Here is a 23,611-nt window from a genome sequence, read left to right on the forward strand (position 1 = left end):
TATTTAATTACTAGCGCTTTGTAATTTCCATTGAATTATAACTATTCACAAAAGGAGATTTACTACAATAACACGAAATTATGTACATACATTGTATCCAAAAAAACTAAATTCTGTCAAACAACATGGAGATTATAAGTATATTAAAATATCTTTTTTCATTCTAAATTAGGATTTTAGCACGATTCGATGTGAATTGTATCTTATTTCAAGACAAAAACCAACCTACGCTCCCTCTTTCAGAAAGGAGATTGACAAATGATTTTTAAAATGAATCCTGCTTCTATTGAAGTTGCATCCGCTATTTTAGCAATCCAAATTCCTGCTTATCAGGTGGAGGCAAAATACATTAACAGTGTAGCAATCCCACGTTTATATGATACTGTGAAAGACATTCAAAATTGTAATGAGACATTTTATGGATACATCCTTGAAAATAAACTAATAGGTTTTATTTCTTTTGTAAATGAAGAAGCAATTATTGATATCCATCGCCTAGTTGTATCACCCGACTATTTCCATAGAAGAATTGCAACAAAGTTACTCCTTCATTTATTTAGCGCATCCCCTGATACAAGTAAATATATTGTACAAACAGGGAAAGCAAACATCCCTGCCCTTTCTCTATATAAAAAACACGGCTTTGTTGAAGTAAACGACATTGTAGTACCCGACGAAATCGTCCTTACTCAATTAGAAAAAGACAGAAAAAAATAAATAGTTTGACTTATATGTTTTATTATGTTATTTTTTACTTTATAAAACCTTTTGCTGAATCCAAATTTTGGAACGGGGGAACCATTTATGTAGCCTATGCTACTTGGGGCGAATCTTTTTTAAGTAGGGGAACTCTCACTTCCCGAGTCCGACAGCTAACCTCGTAAGCGTAATGGGAGAGGGAAGGTGCTTTTTACCTATGTTACACAGTATCCCTCCTTAACTATAAAGTGTATGGAATCGTTATCATAAAAAACTATATTTATAGTAAAGGAGACTTGTACAATGTTACGTTTATCAGATCATGAAATAAAAATGATGGAGCAACGCCTCCGATTGGAGCAACAGCGTACGTATCAAGCAAACAAAATTGTAGATAGTTTACATCACAAATACTTTTTTCAACATATTTTTCAGCCGAAAAGATAAATTAACATGCTAAAATTGCTAATAGGTAAAGATAGAAACGTTATAAATTAAAAAACTATGCTGCACTTTACTAAGTTAGGCCTTTCATGCTTTTTCTTTCTTTAAGTGAAAAAACATTATTCGATTTATTCAGAAAAACAAAACTTCATTACCATGTGTAATGAAGTTTTGTTTGCTACTGAATCACTTAGAACATACGTCCTTTTAGTTCTCATATAATTTCTCTTTCTTACTAAGCCTCCTTATTATGATTATATAGGCACAAAACAAAGCACACTTTCCAAACAAGCAACTGCAAAGTTTGTAAAATAAGATACTATGCTGCAGTTACTGAATTTCTTTTCTGCATTCTCCTATTCTTTTTCTTATACCACCACATATATATTCCAGTAAACATTAAAATAGATGGAGTAAGTCCACCGATTACATATAAGACTTTTGTAAATAGTCCACCAAATGTCCCTGTATGTAACGGAAGATGCCAAGTTTGATGGGTAAGGCCACGATCTACATTGGGATCCATCTTTGCTATTACTTTTCCACTATACTGGTCCATCCACACCTTTACATTCCCGTTGCCTGGATCATACGAGCGGCTCATACGAATTTTGATAGCCCCTTCTGCCTTTCCTTTTTTCACCTTCTCTGGAATTCTCACTTGCATAATTGTTCCTTCTGGCACTTCTTTTTCAGCTGTATGTAACAATCGATCAAGAGGAATCTTTCCTCCTGAAAGAGGTTTAGAAATTAGCTTTTCTTTCGCTGGCATCACAGTAGCCTTTGCACCAAACCATCCAAAAATAGTTTTATCATACACAAAAAGACCACCAGTTAACGAAACGATAAGTAAAAATGGAACAGAAACTGCACCAATAACTCTATGTAGATCAAATTGCTTTACATATTGATTCTTGCTTTGACGAATATTGAACTACCCCCACCTACCTCTACACGAGCCTGAGGTGGAGGATTCTCCTGTTTCGGCCCTAGCAAAAACAGTTCCTCTCGTTCAACAAAGAGGATACAACGATATAGAAGTTCCGTAGTGTCCCTAAGACGACCCATTCGATCTTCCGAGGAAAACAAAAGAGGTACAGCTACTTTTTTCTTATATCGAGAGTAGAACACCTTGTCATGCATCCAGTTCCTAGACTTGTTATCTGCTCTGGTAATAAGCGTAAAAGACTGGGACAAGGCGTTCTTTTTTATAATACAGATAATTTGGCTAGTTTCTTCTTTTCATTTTCCAATACGTCCAATCGTTCAATTTGTAATGCTTCGTTTGGCCGATTCGCATCCTATAACTGATAGAAATGATGTGTGCGAATAGCCAAACGATTGTTCAATTGATGCCAATGACTCCAGTGATGTGCATCTTTCTTTGGAATATACAGCTGCAGAACCCGCGGCACTTTTTCTTTGTATCCTAACCCCCGGCGCCCAATCGTAAAAGCAGCAGATTGATGAATAGAGATACCGAATTTTCGCATATATTTCATCTTTCCTGCAATCGAAGTGTAAGCGGGATTGACTTAAAAGACAGCCACGCCCCTTTTATCCGCGCGACCTAGAATTGCACTTGTCATCTTCTTTATAAACGACATTTCTCCACTTCTCATTCCTCTCTAAAATTCACATCATATAACCTGAACGTCCTTTTCTCTTCGCCCGATAATTTTTCACTTTCGCAATCGTACCACACGCTCTCCCATCTTTACCTCCAGCATACATACCACACCAACGTTTACTCCCATTACGAGAATAATCATAAAAAACCCAGCGGCAATCTGGACATGCTTTTAACCGGCTCCATCTCTTTTGATCAATAGCAACCAAAATACTTTGTAAAATCATCGTATACAAATTTTCTTCTCCAATTGGTTCATATGCAACAGAATCCATATTCTCTGTCACACATACTCGAAACGGATACTTTCTAAACCATTCTTGTAGTGTCCCTTTCTCCTCAACCACGAAACGAATTCCATCTCTAAATTGCTTCAGCTCATCCAACGTACCAAAAGAGAGTTCCTCATCAAAATGGTTTCTCATAAATTGAAGTACATCATCTACTGTATTAAGCTCATCTACCTGCTTTCTTGTGTCATTTGGAATTCTCCATGTATTTAAAAAATCTCTTACATCTTCTAATTGTCCTGGTGCCTCTTGGCCGTGACTCAAATTCATTCACCATCTTTCTAAAATTTACTTTTTTCTGACTTTATGTATAATTATAATATAAAACAGTTAACCATTAAAATGTTTTAATGGTTACATCACAGGAGGGATTTTATGAAGAACTTTTCAATACCCATACGTTTTATACTCATTTCTTCCTTTTTCATGGCATTTGGATACTTTGCTGTGTATGCCTTTCTCGCTATTTATTTATCTAATTTTTTACACTTTTCTGCCATGCAAGTAGGAACAATTTTAACAATTATGACTATCACATCACGAGTTATCCCTTTATTTTCTGGTATCATTGCCGACAAAGTAGGCTATATGATTATGATGATATCTGGTTTACTATTAAGAGGCATTGGCTTTATTTGTTTAGGGATATTTTCAGAGTTTCATACTATTTCAATTTCTGCTTCACTAATTGGATTTGGAACTGCATTTTATGAACCCGCTGCACGCGCTGTATTTGGCTCACAACCTGCTCGTATCCGAAAAGATTTATTTACATACTTAAATCTTGCTTTTAACAGCGGAGCTATTATCGGCCCAATTGCTGGCAGCCTGTTACTCATATGGAATCCTTTGTATCCATTTATACTTACCGGATCACTCATGTTATTATTTGCTGTCCTTTTTTATCTTCTTAGAAATCACTTTCAAGTTTCTACAGAAAATGTACAGCTCTTATCTGGATTCAAAGTCGTCTTTGAAAACAAGCATTTCCTCTCATTCTCAGGCATCATGATTTTCTTTTACATTATGTTCACTCAACTTACTGTTGCTCTTCCTCTTCATATGACCAACATCAGTCATAATGAAAAATTAGGAGGAATTGTTATTACATTGAATGCTATTACAGGCGTTTTATTTATGATCGCCTTTAGGAAAATCTTTCACAAATACAATACACTATCGATTGTAAAATATGGCGTTCTATTAATGGGAATTTCTTTTTTACTAATCCCCTTATTTCAAGATCCGTATTGGCTATTTGTTTGTGTTATTTTATTTACAATCGGTGAAACGCTTGTATTGCCTAATGCTGACATTACAATTGCGAATTATAGTAATGAATCTTATACAGCTACATATTTTGGTTTTTATCAGCTCTCACTTGCTATTGGCTTTATAATTGGAAACTATACAGGAACATGGCTTACATCACAGATGCAAGGGACGTATACACCTTGGTTTATTTTGGGAACACTTGGTGTTACAGGTTTTATTTTGCTTCATATTTTAAAAAATATGGAGCAAAAACATGAAAAAGAGATGATTCATACAGGATTATAAACGTATATAATGCAATGAAAAGCACCGTCCAGTCTATTGAACGGTGCTTTTCATAAAATAATTATAATTTTTTTATCATTTTAAAATTAGTCAGTGTAACACCTTTACGCTCTACAGTTTGTGAACAAACAATTTTGTAGCCTCCATGTTCAAAAAATGGCTTAGCTGTAATACTTGCTTCTGTATCAATTTCTAAAAGATTTAATGTTTTCGCCTCAGATTCAAGCATATTTACTAAAGCTGTGGCTATACCTTGTCCTTGATAATCTTTATGAACATACAGTCTATCTAAGTGGCCAGTATGCGTTAGATCGCTAAATCCAACAATTTTATCATTAACTTTTGTAACAAATGTTATATTTCGATCTAATGATTCTTTCCAAGATTTCATTTTAGATTCTTTTTCATCTCTTGGCGCCCAAGCATCCAATTCTAATTGAGAATAATCTTTCAAATTTACTGAATGAACCGTTTCATAAAACAAAGAAATAATCTCTTCAGTATCAGCTTCCTTAAACTTTATAATCTTCACTTTTTGTTATGTCTCCTCTTATTATAATAAGCATATTCTCATATATTTAAAATTTCACCACCAATTTCTTCTTCCACACAACTGCTCTATCGTTCAATAAGAACAAACGAAATGTAGATCATTCCGGTTCATCTTTTTATAAACGGTTAAACTGTATTTCAAACCCACAATAATATCCAGTATAAAAAACACCTTTTAGTAAAACTAAAAGGTGTTTTTTTGTGAAACCATTAATGAATATCATGTTTTTTGAAATTACCGCCCTTTACTTCTGCTACGTCATATACAGTAATAAAGGCATTTTCATCAATTTCATGAATGAGTTCTTTCATTTTACTTTCTTCTAAACGGTTAATGACACAAGTGATTTCTTTAAATTGTTCCTTTGAATAACCGCCGTAAACTTCATTATACGTTGCACTTCGACCTAAGCGATCTCGAATTGTTTCTACCATTAATTCAGGTTCTTTCGTGATAATTTTAAAGGTTTTAGAACCACTTAAACCTACTTCAACGATGTGAATTACTTTAGAAGCAATAAAGTAAGCAATTGCCGAAAGAATAGCTCCTTGAAGACCAAATACTGTTGAGACAAAAATAAAGACAAACATGTTTAAAAATAAGATGAGATCACTTGTCCCAAAAGGTAATTTTCGAGAAAGTAATACGGCTAACATATCAATTCCATCTAATGCGCCACCGTTACGCAATGCTAACCCCATACCAAAGCCGATGATAATTCCCCCAACAACGGTAATTAACAATGTATCCCCTTCAATAATAGTTGGTACTTGGTGCATAAGAACAGTACCGATTGCTAGTGAAGCAATACCGATAACCGAATAAACAGCAAAACTTTTACCAATTTGCTTATATCCTAACCAAACAAAAGGGATGTTAATGACTGCAATTAGAATTCCTAATGGTAATCCAAATAGTTCTGAGCTAACGATACTTAAGCCCGTCACACCACCATCTGATACGTTGTTTGGGATTAATACTGATTCTAGTCCATATGCTGTTATAAATGCCCCAATAATAATCATTAATGCTCGTAAAACGATTTTTAGTTTATGGGACTTGTTCTTTTTGATTGTACTCATATCATTTCCTCGCTTCAAACTTTTTTTCTCTTCATTACTACACATTTTTAATCAGTTAGACTCATTCCTAATAACTATTCTAACACATTTCCATCAGAATATTTCTTGAAGTATTTTTCCTCTTTAAGTGATTTTTTTCACAATCTCTTCTAACATGTAAAAAAGATAACCAATTTTCTTTTAAGCTGTTATTCAACAAGGTGCCCGATTGTGGAATTACAGAACGGGCATATTGGTGAATGACTTTATTGTAAGAGTTAAATGCGAGATCGGCCGTTATCCGTCCCTGCTTGTTCAACAAACGGGCCAGTTTGTTGAGGATTTTAACAGGCTTTTTTAGAGTTATTATTTAAAAAAGGATTTTGAAGTCTTTTGGTGAAAATTAAATATTAAATCTATAAAAGATGGAGGTTGTTGTGATGTTGAAACTGTTTCAATATAACTGGCAAGTTCGTGATGATTGGTTTACATTGTGCGAAGACATACCGGATGAAGAACTATTAAAGAAACGGGTCGGTGGGTTCGGCAGTATCCTACATACCCTATTTCACATTGTAGATGTGGAATATATGTGGATCTTAGGTTTGCGAGGTGAACCAGTGCCTGAGGAGCCATTGTTTGAGGATTATGCTAGCTTACAAAAAGTGAAAAATCTTTCAGCTCAATACCATGAGAAAGTGAAACCATTTGTGACATCTTGGACAAATGAAATGGATTCTCGGAAACTTTCAGAAACTGATTTCAATGAAGAACCGATTAGCTCTAGAGACGCACCAATCAGGCGCCGAGTCATTGAATGTACACACGGAGAAATCATACGTCATGTCATTGTCCACGAAATCCACCATATTGGTCAGTTATCTATATGGGCACGTGAAATAGGAAAGGAGCCTGTTTCCGCAAATCTGAGAGGAAGAGGGCTATTCGATAATTAGACTGCCTTTGCCAATTTCACAAACGGGCGCGTTTATTTAGAAAAGCGTCTTTTCTTGTATATTAAGTCATTTGATAGAATATGGTACCATTAATATGCTACATCAAATATTTATAATGTTGATTCATGTGAGTGTAGTGTAAGGCTTAAAAAAGAACTGAAATACTTGTCAAAATATTATTTTTCTTGGTTTTCCTTAAAAATGGACAGTTCTTTTTTAAAGTGAAATCGCTCTTTTAAAAAGCTCCCTAAATTTCTCCCTATCTTCTGATGTAAATGGTTTTGGCCCCTTTGTACGCTTTCCACTTTTTCGAGCCATTGCACTCAAATAACGTGTTTGTAATAATTGGTCAATGTTTTCATTTGTATAGCTATACCCTTTATGGTGAAGAACCGTACACCCCTTTGCTAAACCTAGCGAAGCAAGACCATAATCTTGCGTAACGATTATGTCTTCTTTTTCTGCTAACTTCATAATCCGATAATCCGCAGCATCTGCTCCAGAATCAACATAAATCGTTTCCACTCCTGATGGTTGTTCCGCATTAGAAAAATGAGAAAAGCTAGTAACAAGGATAACAGGAATTTCAGCATTCGTACCTTCAGAGATAATAATATCTTTTACCGGACAAGCATCTGCATCAACATAAATTTTCATCTTTATCACTCCCATAAATAAGTTCGAGTTGATGATAATGGCAGATTTAGCTTTTGTCAAACGAAGATGCTTTACCTAAAATCATTAAAAAAACAGATATTCTATTAAAGGGCGCGATTGTGGAACAAGAATTACAAGGGTGATACATATTATACATGACTAATATGTATCACCCTTTATTTTTTATGACTTTTTTTGATTTAGGTCTTGATAATATTTGTTAAACAACTTTATTGTCAATCAACACAATTGTTATAGAATTAGTATTTTATAATGTAAAACCTTTAACACTAACTTCTTCAGATAAAACACTAACTATTTATCAGATATTTGTTTTTTATTTGCTTACAAATTACTTATAGTCTCTTTTGTGTATTTCATTTTCTTTCTTCTTTATTTTTCCTAGTATAATCTCTTTACCGTTTATATTTTTTTATTGAACTGTTTAACTTCCTTAAATACCCTTGTTCCTACATCCAAAGAATTAACTGTAAACTAGTTCTTTTTGGCTTAGATCAAGCGTCTGCGCTGTTGAAGTATGAATCTCTTGGAAAAGCTCTGGGTTTTCCGCTAGTGACACGCCATAAGAAGGAATCATTTCTTTTATTTTCAGTTCCCACTCTTTCATATGTTGTGGGAAGCATTTTTCTAATACCTCAAGCATAACGTGAACAGCGGTAGAAGCACCCGGGGAAGCGCCGAGCAATGCAGCTATCGAGCCATCAGCGGCACTAACAACTTCCGTACCAAATTGAAGTGTTCCTTTACCACCGGCATCAGTATCTTTGATAACTTGCACACGTTGTCCCGCTACCACTATATCCCAATCCTCGCTTTTGGCGTTCGGAATAAACTCGCGTAATTCTTCCATGCGCTTTTCATTCGATAACATAACTTGCTGGATCAAGTATTTTGTCAATGACATCTCTTTTACGCCTGCCGCCATCATAGTGAGGACATTATTCGGTTTTACGGAACCTATCAAATCAAAATTCGAACCAGTTTTTAAGAACTTTGGTGAGAAGCCGGCAAACGGTCCAAACAGCAATGTTTTTTTGTTGTCAATATATCTTGTATCAAGATGCGGAACAGACATTGGCGGAGCACCAACCTTAGCCTTACCGTATACTTTTGCATGGTGCTGCGCTGCAACTTCCGGATTGTTACATACCATAAATAATCCGCTTACCGGGAACCCTCCAATATGTTTTGACTCAGGAATACCGGTTTTTTGTAGTAAAGGCAGACTTCCGCCCCCACCGCCGATAAAGACGAATTTTGCAGTATGGTATTCGATTTTACTACTATTCATATCATGCACTTTCACTTCCCATGATCCGTCGCTAGCACGTTTAATATTCTCGACACTATGTTTGTAGTTTATTTCGACATTTTTACTCTGCAAGTGGTCAAACAACATACGTGTTAAAGCACCAAAGTTGACATCCGTTCCAGAATCGATTTTCGTTGCCGCTATTGGCTCATTCGATGTACGCCCTTCCATAATAAGTGGCATCCACTCCTCCAGCTTTTCATGGTCATCAGAAAATTCCATTCCTTGAAACAGCGGACTGTTTGAAAGCGCTTCAAAACGTTTTTTCAAAAACGTTACATTTTCTTCCCCTTGCACCATACTCATATGAGGTATTGGCATGATAAAGTCTTGCGGGTTACGAATCAGATTACTATTTACAAGATAAGACCAAAATTGTCTTGAAAGCTGAAACTGTTCATTAATTTTGATAGCTTTACGAATATCTATAGATCCATCAGATTTTTCGGATGTATAGTTCAGTTCACAAAGTGCAGCGTGGCCCGTTCCCGCATTATTCCATTCGTTAGAACTTTCTTCTCCTGCGTTTGCGAGTTTCTCGAACACTTTGATTTCCCATTCAGGTACTAACTCTTTCAGTAATGATCCCAAAGTCGCGCTCATGATTCCGGCACCAATTAAGATAACGTCTGTTTTTTGCTGCATGTTGCTCATGATAATCTCTCCATCCCCTATATTAGCAAAAAAGAGTAGGTGCATCTGCTTAAAGGTCGCAAAAAGCAAAGCGTCGCCTAGACCCCTACCTAGGAACCTATCTCTCCTGCCTCAAATATAACCATCTCATACTCTATTATAATAATTAATAGACTAAAATATCTAGTATTATCTGATAATTATTAACGATTTAAGAAAGAATATAGATTTTTTACAAAAATAAATTCTACTTTTCTACATAAAAAGGAGAAGTCTACTCTTACAGAATAAAGAAAAACTATATAAGGTTACACATTATATATCCATTGGTACACCATTTATCTAAAGTGATGTACTTTTTTCTTTTATAAACCTCTTTATTCGCCTTCTTATGATTTCCTATTTCAGAACATATTCATTATAATAAGAGAGAAAAAGCTTTTTCCAATTCTTCCAAAACCTCTGTGTAATGTCGAATCCCAGGGTATTGTTGTGGAGAAAGTGCTTTTGACTCTATTGGAAAATCATGAATGAAATCCAGGTCCTTATACTCCTTTAAATGCAGTTGATTCAATGCAGTTAGAACGTCACTTTTGTTTTCACTCCACACTTGAAAGGTTTTAAAGCTTGTCACAAAAATTTCATTATAGGATGTACCATCTTCAGTCGCGATTCCAAATTGGAGAAATCCATCATTTGTAAGTTCAAATTTATATTCTTTGAAAAGATTCATGATTCGGTCAGATTCAGTAAAGCGACTAAGAACGGGCTCTTCCCCTTTCATTCCTACAATTCCATAAGCTATCCCTTCTTTAATCATTGTATTAACTAATGTTACAAACAAGTGCCAAATTCTATCAGCATCAATATTGATTTCGGTAAAATACTGAAACTTTTCACCTTCAATCTCTCTCATCTTGTATCCTTCCACAATGTTCGCTCTCGCCCGTTTTTGTTGTATAGTGTGGTAATCATCCCCCCCAATTCGATCTGGTATTCGATCTGGTATTTGTAAGCCTAACGGTAATTTATACACGCTTTTTCCTCCTCGTCTTCAATTAATATCATTATGTTGGAATAAAACAGTTTATAGATTCTAAACATATTCTCTTTTGGTAATTCAAATCCCTTCTCCAATTAACTGATCATATTCTTTCATACATCTTCGCATATGCGATTTTCAGCTGTTCCCGCAATTCCTTATCTTCTTATACGCACTGTAACGAAAAAATGATGTCTAGAACAAAATATCTCTTGAGTATTTAAAAATAAAAGATGACGATGCGAAACAAATATCAAATTTATTTAAAACTTTCTTTTTCAGCTATTATATCAACAAGTCACCCTTCCATACTACAAACCATTTATGTTGTAGTAGCAAATGAACTCTTTTGTGGCAAAAAAAAAGAATAGATCACTCAGATTGCTTCTGCCTGCATCTATCCTTTTCTTTTTATACAATGTGTAACACTATTAAATCAAAAGAAATTAGCTAATTTTTTTATGAAGCATGATCTTTCTTCTTCATCAATGCTCGTTTTTTCATCGCTTTTGTTAAGTAGCCGCCTTTGAAAGAGCGAATCTCATAGGAAGACATAAACGCTTTCGGTGCAATTCGATTAATAATGTCCAAAAGCTCTTTCTCGCGGGAACGTTTCGCAACAATATCTAAACGGTAGCGTACGGAATTTATCCCTTCCCCTTCAAATACAGTTACACCAAATCCTGAATGTCTTAACTCATCAACTAACTCATTGCAACGATCTAGTAAACTAACTTGGTATGTAATATACCCAATTGCCAATTTATTTTCTATATAACCGCCTAATAAAAGTCCGGCACTAAAACCGATCACATAGGCTATAATATTCATCCAATTTGATAAATCTTGAAACACAATTCCTAAACTTACAATATAGATTGCCCCTTCTAGTAATCCTACACCAGCAGCGGATCTTGTTTGATTCTTTACAAGCAAAATCGTCCTGATCGTTAAAACTGGAACATAAATAATTTGAAGTACAAAAATAAGTAGCGCTTGTAACATTTGCATCCACCTCTTTCAAAAAGTCTTTTGTCATAATAACATATATAACCTTTAGAAAGCGATGGGTTTTCTAAATTTTTTTATTTTCCCATGAAAAAATAAGAAAATAAAAAAAGAACCGTTTTCGGTTCCCTTTTATCCCGCATTAACGGGCAGTAAGACCCCCACCTCAAGATTCAGGGAGAACAAGGAAGGTAGGGATCAACTGCCCGTAAAAGCCCGATTGGTTCAACTAATAATCAGTGGGAGATAAAGAACCCCCACTGATTAAAGTTTCACTTTATCTTCTTATTTTGAATCCTGTGTAACCCTTTTTCTTTTTTCCTCTTCTTCTCTTACTAACTGCATATTCGCATAAGCCAAATTCGCAATCATTAAAAAGTGACCACCTAAAATGCCCGTACCAAATGCCCACATTTCCATTTCATGTTCAATTTCATACATAATGATCGCACCTAGTATCGCAGCTGCAAAACGATTTAAAATTCCTAATCCAGGCGCACGTTGTTTTAATATAATACTTTTCCCAATCTTTTCAACTCGTCTGGCTAACAACCAAAGACAGTATGCACTTACAGCTAATCCGATCCCGAATCCAGTAACTTGCTTTGAAAAAGGCGTTATCGTCCATAGAAGTAGTAAACCACTAAAGATCATATATAATTGTAGTTTGTATACTCGTAACGCAACTTCAATCAAAATATCCGCTCCTTGTTTCAAGTTTTGCGATAGGTGAAAAAGAAAGCAGCAACCTATACAGTTGCTGCTTTCTCTTGTTGATGATCAATTTTTCGAATTTCAACGCGCTTAATTTGATATGCATCTTTTTCAAGAACTTTAAACTCATATCCCTCTGCTTCGACACATTGTCCTTCTTCAATTTCATGATTCTGCATCATAATCCATCCACCAATTGTATCCACATCTTCTTCCTCGATGTGTAGACCAAATAAATCTTTCACTTCTGAAATCAACACTTTTCCATCAACAATTTTATGATGTTCATTTACGTGTTGAATTGGTGGATGTTCATCTTCATCATATTCATCACGAATTTCGCCGACGATTTCTTCCAATATATCTTCAAGCGTTACAATTCCGGCTGTACCTCCGTACTCATCATATAATACAGCCATTGGAATTCGCTTTTTCTGCATTTGCAGAAGTAAATCATGAATTGGAGTTGTTTCCATCACTTCAATAATCGGACGCATATACGTACGAATAGATGATAAATCTTCTGTATCGCCTTTCATATATCGAATAAAGAAGTCTTTTACGTTGACCATACCGATAATATCATCTTTATCTTCTCCAAAGATTGGATAACGTGTGTATCGTTCGCTTTGGATAATTTTCATGTGTTCTTCTACTGAATCTTCGAGATAGAAACCGACGATTTCTGTCCGTGGTACCATAATCTCTTTCGCAATGCGATTATCAAATTCAAAGATATTATTTACATACTTATATTCTGCTTGATTAATTTCTCCACTTTCATAGCTCTCTGAAAGAATAAGACGTAACTCTTCTTCCGTATGTGCTACTTCATGTTCAGAAGCTGGTTTCAAACCGAATAAGCCAGTTACGACACGCGCTGAACTATTTAGTACCCAAATAAACGGGTACATCACTTTGTAGAACATCATTAAAGGTCCAGCAAATAATAAAGTTATTCTTTCAGCCTTTTGAATTGCCATTGTTTTCGGAGCTAATTCCCCTACTACAACGTGCAAATACGTCATTGTCATAAATGCAAGGCCAAAAGTCAATACTTGTGAAATAGAAGGGTTTAAGTTCCATTTCTCAAATAATGGATGCAATAGCTTTTCTATTGTCGGTTCACCTAACCAACCAAGTCCCATTGCCGTTACTGTAATTCCTAACTGACAAGCAGATAAATATTCATCTAAATTTGTTGTTACCTTTTTTGCTGCTAACGCACCGCGTTTTCCTTCCGCAACAAGCTGATCTATACGACTTGAACGTACCTTAACAATCGCAAACTCTGCTGCTACGAAAAATCCAGTAAATGCGATTAAAATCGCAACCATGACTAAATTAAATATTTCCAATGAATCCCCTTAGTAAAAAAACTAAGGTGTTCACCTCCTGTATACTTATAATGTTTTCTTATTCTCTGTTTCTTTAGAAAACATAGCCCTATACAGAAATTAAAAGAGTTGGATCCAACTTCAACTATAAAAATAGTATCAGTGTTTGTATTAAAGCTGTCGTTTGACCCGATAAAGATTTCGATATTTTTTCACGTTGTGAATCTGTTAACCCATCTAACAGAGGTTTCAACTGTGTTAGCTCTGTTTCTAATCGATGGATATGGTTTGTCACTTCATTCACTTGTTTCGAAACGTGTTCATTGATACCGAGCAGCTTCTTCCTCTCCTCGATCCTCTCTTTAATCTCACAAAGCGGCATATGCATTTCCTTGCATTTCTCAATAAATTGTAATGTTTCAAATGCTGTTTCGTCGTAATAGCGATAATTAGATTGAGATCGCTCCGCTTTTAAGATACCTAGATTCGTATAATAATCAATCGTTCGTTTCGATACGTGAGCCAAGTGAGCCAACTGTCCGATTCGATACACCTTCCCAACGATTTTTCCCTCCCCATTTATGTTAAGAACATCATACAATACATAAACTATACAGTCAAACGTGACGGTTTATTATTCACAATATATGCAAAAAAGATCCGCTATATGTTGCAGATCTCCTTCTTCCTATATTTCTTTTTCTTTATTATGAGTAGCTTCTACACACTCTGCTAAACGTTCAAGCTGATCCATACATCCAACCTGTTAATTTATATAAAATACGATAGAATAGATTGCTAGGTGTATACTCAACAATTAATATAAGAAGTGTGCCTTCCTCTTCTTACAATATGTATGTTGTAGTAGAATATCCTTGTTTCATCTCACCGCCAAGAGTAATGATATACGGCGCTTCACATTCTAAAAATTCCACTTCCGACTCAAATATTTTCTTACCCATTTTTTGAGCGGAAATAAATGTATCTCCTACACGTGGATTTTCTTTCACTCGCTCTAACGGATAACGATTTTCGATTAAAAATGTATTCCATTTCTTCGTTTTTTCATCATCTTTTACATATTCAAACACGACATCAATTGCTGCTTGAATTAAAACTTCAATAGCAAAACTCATTCATTTTCTCCTTTTACATACCCTTATTTTTCTATATATTTTGCGACAAAATGATTATGCCATATTTTATCCAGTGAAATACAAGGGTTATTTTACTATTATTTCTCTTATTTAGAGTTTCATGAGTTTGAATTTATAATTTATAACACAAGGGCGAAAAGAATTGAGTTATATTTTTATCCATGTTTCATCATATTAATTTTCAAAATACATCTTTTGCTTTAACCGTACATTTACTTTCGGAATCCAACCAACTTCTTCACATTCTATTTTCTTGCACCATAGCCAACCATTTAATTCCTTTAAACCAATGAGAATATCTCCTTTTTCTACATTTAATTCTTTCGCCGTATATGTTTCAAGCACAATACCAGAATCACTGTTTTCACATGTTATTATTTGCTCTGGAACCCATCCCGCCAGACCACTATGCTCAGCACGGCAATACACCCAATTGTTCCAGCTTTCTGGCCCTGAATATATATTACCAACTCGCACTTGATCTCCTTTTTCTAAACTAATTGGTTCTGGATAATTACTAGTGTGAGACTGAATCACAACATATTTCATTTTATCCCTCCAATAATCTGAAAATTAAGTTATACTTTTATTATAAAACTTATTTATGATAAACAAATACAAAATATTGAGAGGAGAAATTCTTATGTACTACAACAACCTATTTGAAAACGATCAACCTGTAATCCGTCTATAATCTAAGACGGGCATACGTATTTTTTATAAAAAAACATGCCTCGTCTTAGGATTCCTTATTTTACAATCCTATAAATAGACGGAGGTATTTCACAATGAAACAAACAATTTTAGGCGCTATATGTTTATCACTTGCAGCAAGCATTTGGGGTGGTATGTATGTTGTTAGTAAATATGTACTAGACTTTATTCCGCCTCTCACACTTGTCTGGCTTCGCTTTATTATTGCCTTTGTAGTTTTGTACATGATTTTAAAAACGACAAAACGAAAACAAAAAACAACGATACAAATAAACAAAAAAGATTGGCTACTCTTTGCTTGGATTGGCTTCATCGGCTACTTTGTTTCAATTACGTGCCAATTTGTTGGAACAAAATTATCAGATGCGCACACAAGCTCTTTAGTTACATCGGCCACTCCAGCATTTATGGTCGTGTTTGCTACATTGATTTTGAAAGAAAACTTAACGACTCGCAGAATACTCTCTACCGTCTTAGCTACACTAGGCGTCACAATTGTTATTGGGTGGGATATAGAAGTTGGCTCTTATTTTATCGGCACAATCATTTTAGTGGGGGCTGCGATTACATGGGCTCTACTATCTATTTATGTAAAGATTGCTTCTCAACAATTTTCATCTTTAGTCATTACAACGTACGCAATCTTCTTTTCACTATTTTTCATTACACCCTGCATGATTTGGGAATTACAATCTAATCCAATTGGGGACTTAAATACCACTATCATTTTAGGTATTTTATATTTAGGAATCATCTCGACCGCTGGAGCCTTTTTTCTTTGGAATAAAGGACTTGAGTTAATGGATGCCAGCATCGGTTCATTGTTTTTCTTTTTTCAGCCTATTGTTGGTTCATTATTAGGCTGGTTACTTTTAAATGAAACGTTGAATCGTAACTTTTTTATTGGTGGTGCTCTTATTATATTTAGTGTAATCATTGCCACATTTGAGAAGAAAAACTAACAATATCAAAAACACAGGCTATAAAAAAATACGGCCTGTGTTTTTGATTATAAAGCTATTACATACATTTATATTGAATTAAACCTAATGTTTCATTTACCTTTTTCTCAAGCAGACCAGTGCGTTGGATGAGAAAGTAAACTTGGTAATTTCGTGTTTGCGTCCCCTTTCGCTGCATTAATCTGGACTTGAGTTAGAAAAATAGTGTCTGTTAGATTTGCTCCGCTTAAGTCAGCATCTCGTAAATCAGCACCGATAAAGTCAGCCATTCTTAAATCAGCACCTCGAAGATCAGCAGCAATGAGGTATGCCCCTCTTAAATTCGCTCCCCTAAGATCTGCCCTTCTAAGCTTTACCCCCATGAGATTTGCTCCTCGGTGGTCAGTTCTCTTATTTTTTTTCGTCCCTTTATACCGGTGACGTGACTCCATCCATACTAGTTCACTCGTCCTTAAAAGAAGAGTATTTACATCTGCTCGGTGTAATGGAACATTTATTTTCATTAGTAAATCTGGACTAAGCCTTGAAAGTCGTTCTGTCTCCTCAATCGCGTCACGAATCTCCCCATAAATCGGACTTGTCACCTTTAACGTTAAAGCTTCATTCAAATACCAAAGCATCTCATGAAGTTGGTGCATAATTGGAAAAACATCATACATTTTCTTTGCCTGTTCTGGACCTTTGCGCCAATCAACTCCCTCAAAGGTAACTTGAGAAACTTTTTGCCCCGCACCAAAGCACTCAAATACAGTACATCCTTTAAAACCTTTCTGCCTAAGGTTTTTATGAATACTGCAACGAAAATCTGATTGTAGATTAGAGCACGGCTTACCCCCATCTTTATTAACAGCAAAATCGGCTGAAGCTGCAAAAGGAAGCGCAACACAGCACAAGCCGAAGCAATTCTCACAGTCAGCGCGTAAACTGTTAAAACTCACACCACTTTTTGAATCCAAAAAATTATTATTCTCTAACAAAACATGTACCCCCTGTTGCTGTATTACTTGTTCAATTTTGTATAGATATGTATATAAAAGAAATAGTTTGTAATAAAAGTACCTTCCAACAATTACAAAGCAGTTCCTGTAAACATCTTAAAGAGAGCTTTACCAATCCTTTCATTTCGTGCAATCAAATATATTGCTCTTTGTTTTTGAAAATCCCGGATGGGTATCGTACGCAGTGGCAAATGTTCAATACGTTCTGAAATCGTCCGTGGAACAATTGTAATTCCCGCCCCTGCAGCAACCATCCCAAGAATAAAGTCTCGAAACGATACCTCAGAACTAATATTAGGTTTTACTTCCAATCTTTCAAACTCTTCCATAATCGCTCTTCGAATATCGCAACCGATTGGATACATAACTAAATTCTCCGATAACAGCTTCTTTATGGTTACATTTTCTCTTTTACTAAGCGGATGTGTCTTTTGAAAAACTACATCATATGGTTCCACAAACAACTGCCTATTCCAAAGCTTTTTTGGTACCCACTTTTCATCTACTAAACCTACATCTAAATTCCCTGATAAAATATCTTCCATAATCTCTTTAGACATATCATATACTTTCGTTTCTAAATTCATATTCTCACTTTGGCTTCCAACAAGTTTTTCTGGAAGATAGAATGCTGCAAGACTAGGTAGTAAACCTAATATTACACGTACGGATTCTCCCATGTCTTTCATTGCTTGTTTAATGCCATCCCATTCTTTAACGAATGGAATTATTCTTTTTTGAAAATACATACCAGCCTCTGTTAATTCTATACCTTGTGGAGATCTACTTAATAATTCCACTTCTAATTCAGCTTCTAATTTCTTTATCTGCTTACTTACTGCAGGTTGTGTCATATGAAAATGCTCCGCTACTTTTGAAAAACTTTTATACTCTGAGCAAAGTAAAAAACATCGTAACCACTCAATCTCCATCCTCTTTATCCCCTTGTTCAAACTTTTTGTTATACCCTTCAAAAATACTGGAAATTCTCTACTTTTACAATAATTGATATCATTACCATATGGAAAATAAATCATTTTTGAAAAGGAGAATAACAAATGAATCGATTACCTAAAAATGCTGCACTTATTCTAGTTGATATTCAAAAAGGATTCGATGATTCTTACTGGGGACAACGCAATAATATACATGCTGAAACAAACATGGAACTTATATTACAAACATGGAGAAAAACAAATCGTCCTGTAATTCATGTGCAGCACATCTCAAATAAAGAAAATCACCCATTAAGAAAAGAAAGCAGCGGAAGTGAATTTAAAGAATTTGCTACTCCACTTCCAAATGAACCAGTATTTCAAAAAAATGTGAATAGCGCTTTTATCGGAACCAATTTAGAAGCATATTTACGAGAACACAATTATGAAACTGCCGTCATTATCGGTTTAACAACGGACTATTGCGTATCCACTTCAGCACGTATGGCTGGTAATTTAGGTTTTTCAACTTATGTCGTTTCAGATGCGACAGCTACATTTGGTAGAATCTCATATGATGGAAATTATCATCATGCAGAAGATATCCATAAGCTTGCATTAGTAAGTCTTCATGAAATGTTTGCTACCGTTTTAGCAACTAACAAACTTATAGATTTGCTTTAAATCCCCTTTAATGAATCTTTAAAAGTCACTAAACAATCAATTTCAAAATAAAATAGCACATTTCATTGCAAATGCTAATTTAACTTCCAAATATACTTTCATATGAAAAAGACATATTCTCCCGTTTATATTATCATTAAATTACAAACATTCATACAAGTAGGAGGAAATCATATGGCATTAGAAATGAAAACAAACTGTCAAACTTGCAACACTTCACTTCAAACAGATTCGGAGGCTTATATTTGTACGTATGAATGTACATTTTGTGCACCATGCACAGAAAAAACGAATCAAGTGTGTCCAAACTGCGGTGGTGAATTAGTACGTAGACCAAAAAGGAAACAATAAAAGCAAAGCTACCAGTAGCTTTGCTTTTTCTTTTCCACCGTTTATTCTAAAATTCCTTTTAACTTCTCCCCGATTAACGCTGATAAGTATTCATAGCCAGTCTCTCCAAAATGCAGCCCATCACGATCTTCATTTTCTACAAACTTCTTATACTCTAATTCTTGAATCATATGAGAATGTAAATCAAGAAAATAACTTCCTGTTTGTTTTGCCACTTCTTCCACCACTTTTGCATACTGTGATAGTACTTCATTTGTTCTTGCGTGCTGTCTTTCCTCATCCACTGGTGCCGGGCTAATTAGCAGCACCTTTTCTGGTGAGATTTTTTTCACAATCTCAATTAAATTCTCTTCATATTCTTGTAGTGATACTTGTTTATGAAATGCCGCATCATTTGCGCCAAAAAAGACCGTTACAAATGTCGGCTCATAAGATAACACATCTTCTTCTATTCTTCTCAAAGCATCGAACGTATTATCACCAGAAACACCTGCATTTACTATTTTCCAATCAGGAAATAAATCTTGTAAACGCGGAGTTAATCTAGGTTCGCCATTCCAGAATATTTCACCATCTGTAATACTATCACCAAAACATACTAATGTGTTCATTTCCGTTTCCCCTTTTATGTATGAAATAATTCCCCTTCTAAGGCTGAAATATAGCGCTGTGCCGAACGCTGAACCGCCTCATTTGCATCATCTTTTACTACTCGGTGAAAAGCGTTGTATAAACGATTAAAAGGCAATGACTTTACTCTTTTAGCCATTTCTTCAACTTTATTTGCTGGTAACGGAATTAAATTTGGATAGCTGTACATAAAGCTCACCCACTGCTGGTCCGCTACAACTTGAATAATATCGCCTGTTAATAAAATCCCTTTCCCTTCACTCCCCTGTGACCAGTGTAAAATAGAACCACCTTTAAAATGTCCGCCTAGACGATGTATAGTGAGTCCATCAGCTAATTGCAATGATTCTCCTGACCAAAAAACAATATGTTTACTCGGACGCATAACCCACTGTTTATCATCTTCATGTATATAGATTGGTACATCGAACCGTTCTGCCCATTCAACTTGAGTAGAATAATAGTGTGGATGGGATAACGCAATCGCATCTAACCCTCCTAATTCTTTTACCTTTTCAATTGTATTTTCATCAAAATAAGTAATACAGTCCCATAATAAATTATATGAATCTGTTTTTACCAAATAAGTTGTTTGGCCAATCGCAAATTCTGGTTTTGTTGTAATACTATAAAGCCCTGTTTCTTCTTCAATGATTTCATTTTTATATGTATTACTCTCTTGTAAATCCTCCAGTGTTGTCCAAGATTGACCTTTCGGATTAATATACTGTCTCTCCTCATTGCAAATCATACAATTCACTGGTTCTTCTACACTTGCTGCATATTGTACGCCACATGTTGTACAAATAAAGTTTTTCATAATCATTCTCCTATCCCCTTTTTGTTTTCGATTCTTTTAAGCTGTTATTCTAAAAATAAAGCATTTTATTTCTTTACTGAAGCTCATTTATCCAATAACGCCATGCTATTAAATAGGCTTCTAAATCTTCAGGATGATGCCTGATACAAGTTTCTAATCGAAGGTACAACCCTATTAGTACTTCTTCATATAAAACTTTTCCCTTTGTATTCTTATGAAATACACATTGTTCTACTACATAGTCTATAGTTTCTTTCGTTAAATCTTCAGGCGTCGAACAAAATGCATAAATTAAATCATATATTGGATCTCCCAAAACTGGCAAAGGATCAATCACACCATATAATTTATGCTCCTTAAATATAAAATTATGGAATCCACAATCCCCATGTAATACATATGGTTGATTGCTATGTGCCGTTCTATTTGGACTGTGTACTAATTTAAGAACACTATGAAACTCTTCTTGTGTAATGTAAGATTTAACATTCTCATTAGCCTCCATCACTCTGTTTAAAAGAAAATCCTGCCGAGAGTCTACCGGTCCTTCTTTCCATCCCCACTGATCCATACTCATAGCTGGTTTATATCTATCAATCACTTTCTGTACAAGTGTACAAAGAATATCTCTTTTATCCCGAGCATGATAACTTGTGGAACCAGGGATAAATGAATAGACCATATATCTATTGAGCGGGTCTATATACAAAAGCTTAGGAAATATACTTTCATTTTCATAAAAATCAAGAAAATACGCTTCTTCTTCAATGACCTTTGGTTCATTCAACTTTACAACACACTGCTCTTTTCCTTCTAGAAGATACAGTCTACTTGTAGTACCGCCAGTTAATTTTTTGTACCCTTTCGGATAATCAGTAATAACTTCATTAACAACCAATTGTTCAATAATTTCCGAAATATTCATTTTTCTCATTCCTATTCTGCACCCGTACTTGAATATCACTACTATTAAATGAAACGACTTTATAATTATTTGACAAATATAAGAAAAAACCTTTAAAAATCCTTATATTATAAAAGAAGGAATCTCTATCTTTCTGAAACCAATAATGCAGCAGCTACTATTTCATCATAAATCTCATTCCACTTTGGATAATACAATGTAACCTCGCTCGGCTTCACAAATATTCTTCTATTCGATTCATACTCTCCATTAAAATCATGAACTTCTGTAATATCCATCCGGTAAAACGGTTGATATCCTATTTTGGGATATGAATCATTTTCATTCCAATTTGGATTTTCACTATGGTCTACAATGATATATCCAAGCAAGGTACATTCCCCTTTCACATACCCTTCTTCCCATGCCTCTCTCTGAAAACATTCTTCTGGCGTTTCCTTCTGTTCAAGATGCCCTCCAGGAAAATCCCAACTACGACTATGATGATCTATTAATACAACCTTATCTTTATAAAAACAAAAACCATGGACACTCGTAATCCCTTCATAATCTGGTAATGTATTTGCTTTTAGCCATGTTAACTTCACCCTTGATTCCCCATAGTTCGCGTATATCGTTGGCATTCTCTCCCTCACTCCAAATGCTCTTCATATAATCTAGTAATTTCTAATGCCCGATTCAGCTCTTTTAATTTATAAGCTAAACTTTCCACTCCAAAAACTTCCGTAAACGTATGACTACCAACAATAAGATTGATTCCCTTAAATTTTGCATATTGAACTGTATATAACGTTTTCTCTCCCGTTATATATGTATCGCAACCTTTTTCCAATGCTCTTTTTATAATATTTGTGTTGTTCCCTGCTCCTGTTAAGATTGCTACTCGTTTCACCGGACGATTATGATTCTTCCACGCTTTTACCTTTTCCTCTAATCTCTCTTCTACTCTTTCCACTAAATCATACAATAAAATAGGAGATTCATATTCTCCAATCCCAGGTAACTCTTCTTCCTCATACGAAGAATATTCGAGTATTTTATCAATCTCAATTTCGTTAAATAATGAAGTGCAAGTTCCAAAATTCACAAAATCTAAAGGTAAGTGTATCCAAAAATGATTGATTTCATATTCTTTTAATTTCTCAACACAAGATTCTTCCATACCGAATAAAAAGCTCCACGGTGCATGATGTGTAATGATCATATCGACTTGATTTACCCGTGCTTCTTCGATTGTTTCCAGCGTTAGGTTCGTTGTATAACCTATTTTACAAAATTCCTCTTTGCTAAGCCATATTCATCATCACCATATTTATGAAGATGCTCTCCAAATAACATTTCAATCGAATTTTTAAACCCTGCTATATTCATTTCAATTCTCCTTTTCACACTTCTTTCCCTCATATATATTTTATTTTCACGTAATGAAAACCTGCTTCGAATTAGAAGTATGAAACAATGAGCCCTTCTTGTATTCCCGCCAACTTTTAATTTTGATAAATACGGGCATGCTATAAA

25 protein-coding genes, 3 pseudogenes and 1 riboswitch are annotated in these 23,611 nt (G+C 35.0%); of the genes and pseudogenes, 7 read left to right on the forward strand and 21 right to left on the reverse strand.

Going from position 1 to position 23,611, the window contains the following annotated elements:
- Positions 1 to 258 precede the first annotated feature (258 nt).
- Entirely contained in the window at positions 259 to 717 is a 459-nt protein-coding gene (locus C568_RS0113100) for a GNAT family N-acetyltransferase (RefSeq protein WP_018781773.1), read from the forward strand.
- Positions 718 to 759: 42 nt separating this feature from the next.
- Positions 760 to 903, forward strand: a riboswitch (cyclic di-AMP (ydaO/yuaA leader).
- Between the two features lie 99 nt (positions 904 to 1,002).
- Positions 1,003 to 1,146, forward strand: coding sequence for a hypothetical protein (locus tag C568_RS34735; RefSeq protein ID WP_003198661.1), 144 nt, complete (start codon positions 1,003 to 1,005; stop codon positions 1,144 to 1,146).
- A gap of 316 nt (positions 1,147 to 1,462) precedes the next feature.
- Here the strand turns inward: C568_RS34735 and C568_RS0113110 are convergent, their stop codons facing one another.
- The 3 genes and pseudogenes from C568_RS0113110 to C568_RS0113125 all read right to left on the reverse strand — a co-directional run bounded on the left by C568_RS0113110 (position 1,463) and on the right by C568_RS0113125 (position 3,333).
- Positions 1,463 to 2,071 (reverse strand): PepSY-associated TM helix domain-containing protein, encoded by a 609-nt coding sequence (locus C568_RS0113110; RefSeq protein WP_331271561.1) that lies wholly within the window; start codon positions 2,069 to 2,071, stop codon positions 1,463 to 1,465.
- A 280-nt stretch (positions 2,072 to 2,351) separates the two neighbouring features.
- Positions 2,352 to 2,741: pseudogene (locus tag C568_RS31915) on the reverse strand (IS200/IS605 family accessory protein TnpB-related protein); the annotation flags it as partial.
- 37 nt (positions 2,742 to 2,778) lie between these two features.
- Positions 2,779 to 3,333, reverse strand: a complete 555-nt coding sequence (locus C568_RS0113125) for a CGNR zinc finger domain-containing protein (RefSeq protein ID WP_018781777.1) — start codon at positions 3,331 to 3,333, stop codon at positions 2,779 to 2,781.
- 105 nt (positions 3,334 to 3,438) lie between these two features.
- Between C568_RS0113125 and C568_RS0113130 the strand changes: the two genes are divergently transcribed.
- Positions 3,439 to 4,623 carry an MDR family MFS transporter gene (locus C568_RS0113130; protein ID WP_018781778.1) on the forward strand — a complete coding sequence of 395 codons (1,185 nt, stop codon included), beginning with the start codon at positions 3,439 to 3,441 and terminating at the stop codon, positions 4,621 to 4,623.
- A gap of 61 nt (positions 4,624 to 4,684) precedes the next feature.
- Here the strand turns inward: C568_RS0113130 and C568_RS0113135 are convergent, their stop codons facing one another.
- Together C568_RS0113135 and C568_RS0113140 are read right to left on the reverse strand one after the other, a co-directional pair.
- Complete coding sequence (locus C568_RS0113135; protein ID WP_018781779.1) at positions 4,685 to 5,155, reverse strand: GNAT family N-acetyltransferase; 471 nt, start codon at positions 5,153 to 5,155, stop codon at positions 4,685 to 4,687.
- Positions 5,156 to 5,385: 230 nt separating this feature from the next.
- A complete protein-coding gene (locus tag C568_RS0113140; RefSeq protein ID WP_026008611.1) occupies positions 5,386 to 6,258 on the reverse strand; it encodes a YitT family protein in 873 nt (290 codons plus the stop codon).
- A 419-nt stretch (positions 6,259 to 6,677) separates the two neighbouring features.
- Here C568_RS0113140 and C568_RS0113145 point away from each other — a divergent pair, with 419 nt between their 5' ends.
- A complete protein-coding gene (locus C568_RS0113145; protein ID WP_000915549.1) occupies positions 6,678 to 7,193 on the forward strand; it encodes a DinB family protein in 516 nt (171 codons plus the stop codon).
- A 216-nt stretch (positions 7,194 to 7,409) separates the two neighbouring features.
- On the opposite strand, the gene C568_RS0113150 is transcribed toward C568_RS0113145, so the two are convergent.
- From C568_RS0113150 to C568_RS0113190, 9 genes and pseudogenes are all read right to left on the reverse strand, one after another.
- Positions 7,410 to 7,850: a YaiI/YqxD family protein gene (locus tag C568_RS0113150; RefSeq protein ID WP_018781780.1), complete on the reverse strand. Its 441-nt coding sequence runs from the start codon at positions 7,848 to 7,850 to the stop codon at positions 7,410 to 7,412.
- Positions 7,851 to 8,334: 484 nt separating this feature from the next.
- Complete coding sequence (locus C568_RS0113155) at positions 8,335 to 9,882, reverse strand: malate:quinone oxidoreductase (protein ID WP_003198678.1); 1,548 nt, start codon at positions 9,880 to 9,882, stop codon at positions 8,335 to 8,337.
- A 352-nt stretch (positions 9,883 to 10,234) separates the two neighbouring features.
- Complete coding sequence (locus tag C568_RS0113160; protein WP_018781781.1) at positions 10,235 to 10,852, reverse strand: hypothetical protein; 618 nt, start codon at positions 10,850 to 10,852, stop codon at positions 10,235 to 10,237.
- 465 nt (positions 10,853 to 11,317) lie between these two features.
- On the reverse strand, positions 11,318 to 11,863 hold the full coding sequence (locus tag C568_RS0113165; protein WP_018766277.1) for a DUF2179 domain-containing protein: 546 nt from the start codon (positions 11,861 to 11,863) through the stop codon (positions 11,318 to 11,320).
- Positions 11,864 to 12,151: 288 nt separating this feature from the next.
- Positions 12,152 to 12,562, reverse strand: a complete 411-nt coding sequence (locus C568_RS0113170) for an ATP synthase subunit I (protein WP_018781782.1) — start codon at positions 12,560 to 12,562, stop codon at positions 12,152 to 12,154.
- Positions 12,563 to 12,615: 53 nt separating this feature from the next.
- Entirely contained in the window at positions 12,616 to 13,938 is a 1,323-nt protein-coding gene (locus C568_RS0113175) for a hemolysin family protein (RefSeq protein ID WP_018781783.1), read from the reverse strand.
- Positions 13,939 to 14,062: 124 nt separating this feature from the next.
- Entirely contained in the window at positions 14,063 to 14,470 is a 408-nt protein-coding gene (locus C568_RS0113180) for a MerR family transcriptional regulator (RefSeq protein ID WP_018766274.1), read from the reverse strand.
- A 135-nt stretch (positions 14,471 to 14,605) separates the two neighbouring features.
- Positions 14,606 to 15,053, reverse strand: a pseudogene (locus C568_RS35405) (SRPBCC family protein).
- Between the two features lie 195 nt (positions 15,054 to 15,248).
- Positions 15,249 to 15,623: an SH3 domain-containing protein gene (locus C568_RS0113190; protein WP_018781785.1), complete on the reverse strand. Its 375-nt coding sequence runs from the start codon at positions 15,621 to 15,623 to the stop codon at positions 15,249 to 15,251.
- 239 nt (positions 15,624 to 15,862) lie between these two features.
- Between C568_RS0113190 and C568_RS0113195 the strand changes: the two genes are divergently transcribed.
- Positions 15,863 to 16,750 carry a DMT family transporter gene (locus tag C568_RS0113195; RefSeq protein WP_018781786.1) on the forward strand — a complete coding sequence of 296 codons (888 nt, stop codon included), beginning with the start codon at positions 15,863 to 15,865 and terminating at the stop codon, positions 16,748 to 16,750.
- A 107-nt stretch (positions 16,751 to 16,857) separates the two neighbouring features.
- On the opposite strand, the gene C568_RS0113200 is transcribed toward C568_RS0113195, so the two are convergent.
- Complete coding sequence (locus C568_RS0113200) at positions 16,858 to 17,727, reverse strand: pentapeptide repeat-containing protein (protein WP_018781787.1); 870 nt, start codon at positions 17,725 to 17,727, stop codon at positions 16,858 to 16,860.
- Positions 17,728 to 17,819: 92 nt separating this feature from the next.
- A complete protein-coding gene (locus C568_RS0113205) occupies positions 17,820 to 18,680 on the reverse strand; it encodes a LysR family transcriptional regulator (RefSeq protein WP_018781788.1) in 861 nt (286 codons plus the stop codon).
- A gap of 126 nt (positions 18,681 to 18,806) precedes the next feature.
- On the opposite strand from C568_RS0113205, the gene C568_RS0113210 reads away from it, so the two are divergent.
- Both C568_RS0113210 and C568_RS0113215 read left to right on the forward strand, forming a co-directional pair.
- Positions 18,807 to 19,367 (forward strand): cysteine hydrolase family protein, encoded by a 561-nt coding sequence (locus tag C568_RS0113210; protein ID WP_018781789.1) that lies wholly within the window; start codon positions 18,807 to 18,809, stop codon positions 19,365 to 19,367.
- A 174-nt stretch (positions 19,368 to 19,541) separates the two neighbouring features.
- On the forward strand, positions 19,542 to 19,718 hold the full coding sequence (locus tag C568_RS0113215; protein ID WP_006095268.1) for a DUF1272 domain-containing protein: 177 nt from the start codon (positions 19,542 to 19,544) through the stop codon (positions 19,716 to 19,718).
- 41 nt (positions 19,719 to 19,759) lie between these two features.
- On the opposite strand, the gene C568_RS0113220 is transcribed toward C568_RS0113215, so the two are convergent.
- The 5 genes and pseudogenes from C568_RS0113220 to C568_RS31925 form a co-directional block, all read right to left on the reverse strand.
- Positions 19,760 to 20,329 carry an SGNH/GDSL hydrolase family protein gene (locus tag C568_RS0113220; RefSeq protein ID WP_018781790.1) on the reverse strand — a complete coding sequence of 190 codons (570 nt, stop codon included), beginning with the start codon at positions 20,327 to 20,329 and terminating at the stop codon, positions 19,760 to 19,762.
- A 14-nt stretch (positions 20,330 to 20,343) separates the two neighbouring features.
- A complete protein-coding gene (locus C568_RS0113225; protein WP_029427265.1) occupies positions 20,344 to 21,168 on the reverse strand; it encodes an MBL fold metallo-hydrolase in 825 nt (274 codons plus the stop codon).
- Between the two features lie 73 nt (positions 21,169 to 21,241).
- Positions 21,242 to 22,093, reverse strand: a complete 852-nt coding sequence (locus C568_RS0113230) for an aminoglycoside phosphotransferase family protein (protein WP_018781792.1) — start codon at positions 22,091 to 22,093, stop codon at positions 21,242 to 21,244.
- 125 nt (positions 22,094 to 22,218) lie between these two features.
- Positions 22,219 to 22,716, reverse strand: coding sequence for an NUDIX domain-containing protein (locus C568_RS0113235; RefSeq protein WP_018781793.1), 498 nt, complete (start codon positions 22,714 to 22,716; stop codon positions 22,219 to 22,221).
- Between the two features lie 8 nt (positions 22,717 to 22,724).
- Positions 22,725 to 23,464 (reverse strand): annotated as a pseudogene (locus C568_RS31925) (Nif3-like dinuclear metal center hexameric protein).
- Positions 23,465 to 23,611: the final 147 nt, after the last annotated feature.

Origin of the sequence: Bacillus sp. 95MFCvi2.1, from assembly GCF_000374965.1 — a bacterium.
Taxonomy (GTDB): domain Bacteria; phylum Bacillota; class Bacilli; order Bacillales; family Bacillaceae_G; genus Bacillus_A; species Bacillus_A pseudomycoides.

Excerpts from the sequence above, each read along its gene's own strand:
- C568_RS0113100 (WP_018781773.1), top strand. The coding sequence starts at position 259 with ATGATTTTTAAAATGAATCCTGCTTCTATTGAAGTTGCATCCGCTATT.
- C568_RS34735 (WP_003198661.1), top strand. The coding sequence starts at position 1,003 with ATGTTACGTTTATCAGATCATGAAATAAAAATGATGGAGCAACGCCTC.
- C568_RS0113125 (WP_018781777.1), bottom strand. The coding sequence starts at position 3,333 with ATGAATTTGAGTCACGGCCAAGAGGCACCAGGACAATTAGAAGATGTA.
- C568_RS0113130 (WP_018781778.1), top strand. The coding sequence starts at position 3,439 with ATGAAGAACTTTTCAATACCCATACGTTTTATACTCATTTCTTCCTTT.
- C568_RS0113140 (WP_026008611.1), bottom strand. The coding sequence starts at position 6,258 with ATGAGTACAATCAAAAAGAACAAGTCCCATAAACTAAAAATCGTTTTA.
- C568_RS0113145 (WP_000915549.1), top strand. The coding sequence starts at position 6,678 with ATGTTGAAACTGTTTCAATATAACTGGCAAGTTCGTGATGATTGGTTT.
- C568_RS0113150 (WP_018781780.1), bottom strand. The coding sequence starts at position 7,850 with ATGAAAATTTATGTTGATGCAGATGCTTGTCCGGTAAAAGATATTATT.
- C568_RS0113155 (WP_003198678.1), bottom strand. The coding sequence starts at position 9,882 with ATGCACCTACTCTTTTTTGCTAATATAGGGGATGGAGAGATTATCATG.
- C568_RS0113165 (WP_018766277.1), bottom strand. The coding sequence starts at position 11,863 with ATGTTACAAGCGCTACTTATTTTTGTACTTCAAATTATTTATGTTCCA.
- C568_RS0113190 (WP_018781785.1), bottom strand. The coding sequence starts at position 15,623 with ATGAAATATGTTGTGATTCAGTCTCACACTAGTAATTATCCAGAACCA.
- C568_RS0113195 (WP_018781786.1), top strand. The coding sequence starts at position 15,863 with ATGAAACAAACAATTTTAGGCGCTATATGTTTATCACTTGCAGCAAGC.
- C568_RS0113205 (WP_018781788.1), bottom strand. The coding sequence starts at position 18,680 with ATGGAGATTGAGTGGTTACGATGTTTTTTACTTTGCTCAGAGTATAAA.
- C568_RS0113210 (WP_018781789.1), top strand. The coding sequence starts at position 18,807 with ATGAATCGATTACCTAAAAATGCTGCACTTATTCTAGTTGATATTCAA.
- C568_RS0113215 (WP_006095268.1), top strand. The coding sequence starts at position 19,542 with ATGGCATTAGAAATGAAAACAAACTGTCAAACTTGCAACACTTCACTT.
- C568_RS0113220 (WP_018781790.1), bottom strand. The coding sequence starts at position 20,329 with ATGAACACATTAGTATGTTTTGGTGATAGTATTACAGATGGTGAAATA.
- C568_RS0113225 (WP_029427265.1), bottom strand. The coding sequence starts at position 21,168 with ATGAAAAACTTTATTTGTACAACATGTGGCGTACAATATGCAGCAAGT.
- C568_RS0113230 (WP_018781792.1), bottom strand. The coding sequence starts at position 22,093 with ATGAATATTTCGGAAATTATTGAACAATTGGTTGTTAATGAAGTTATT.
- C568_RS0113235 (WP_018781793.1), bottom strand. The coding sequence starts at position 22,716 with ATGCCAACGATATACGCGAACTATGGGGAATCAAGGGTGAAGTTAACA.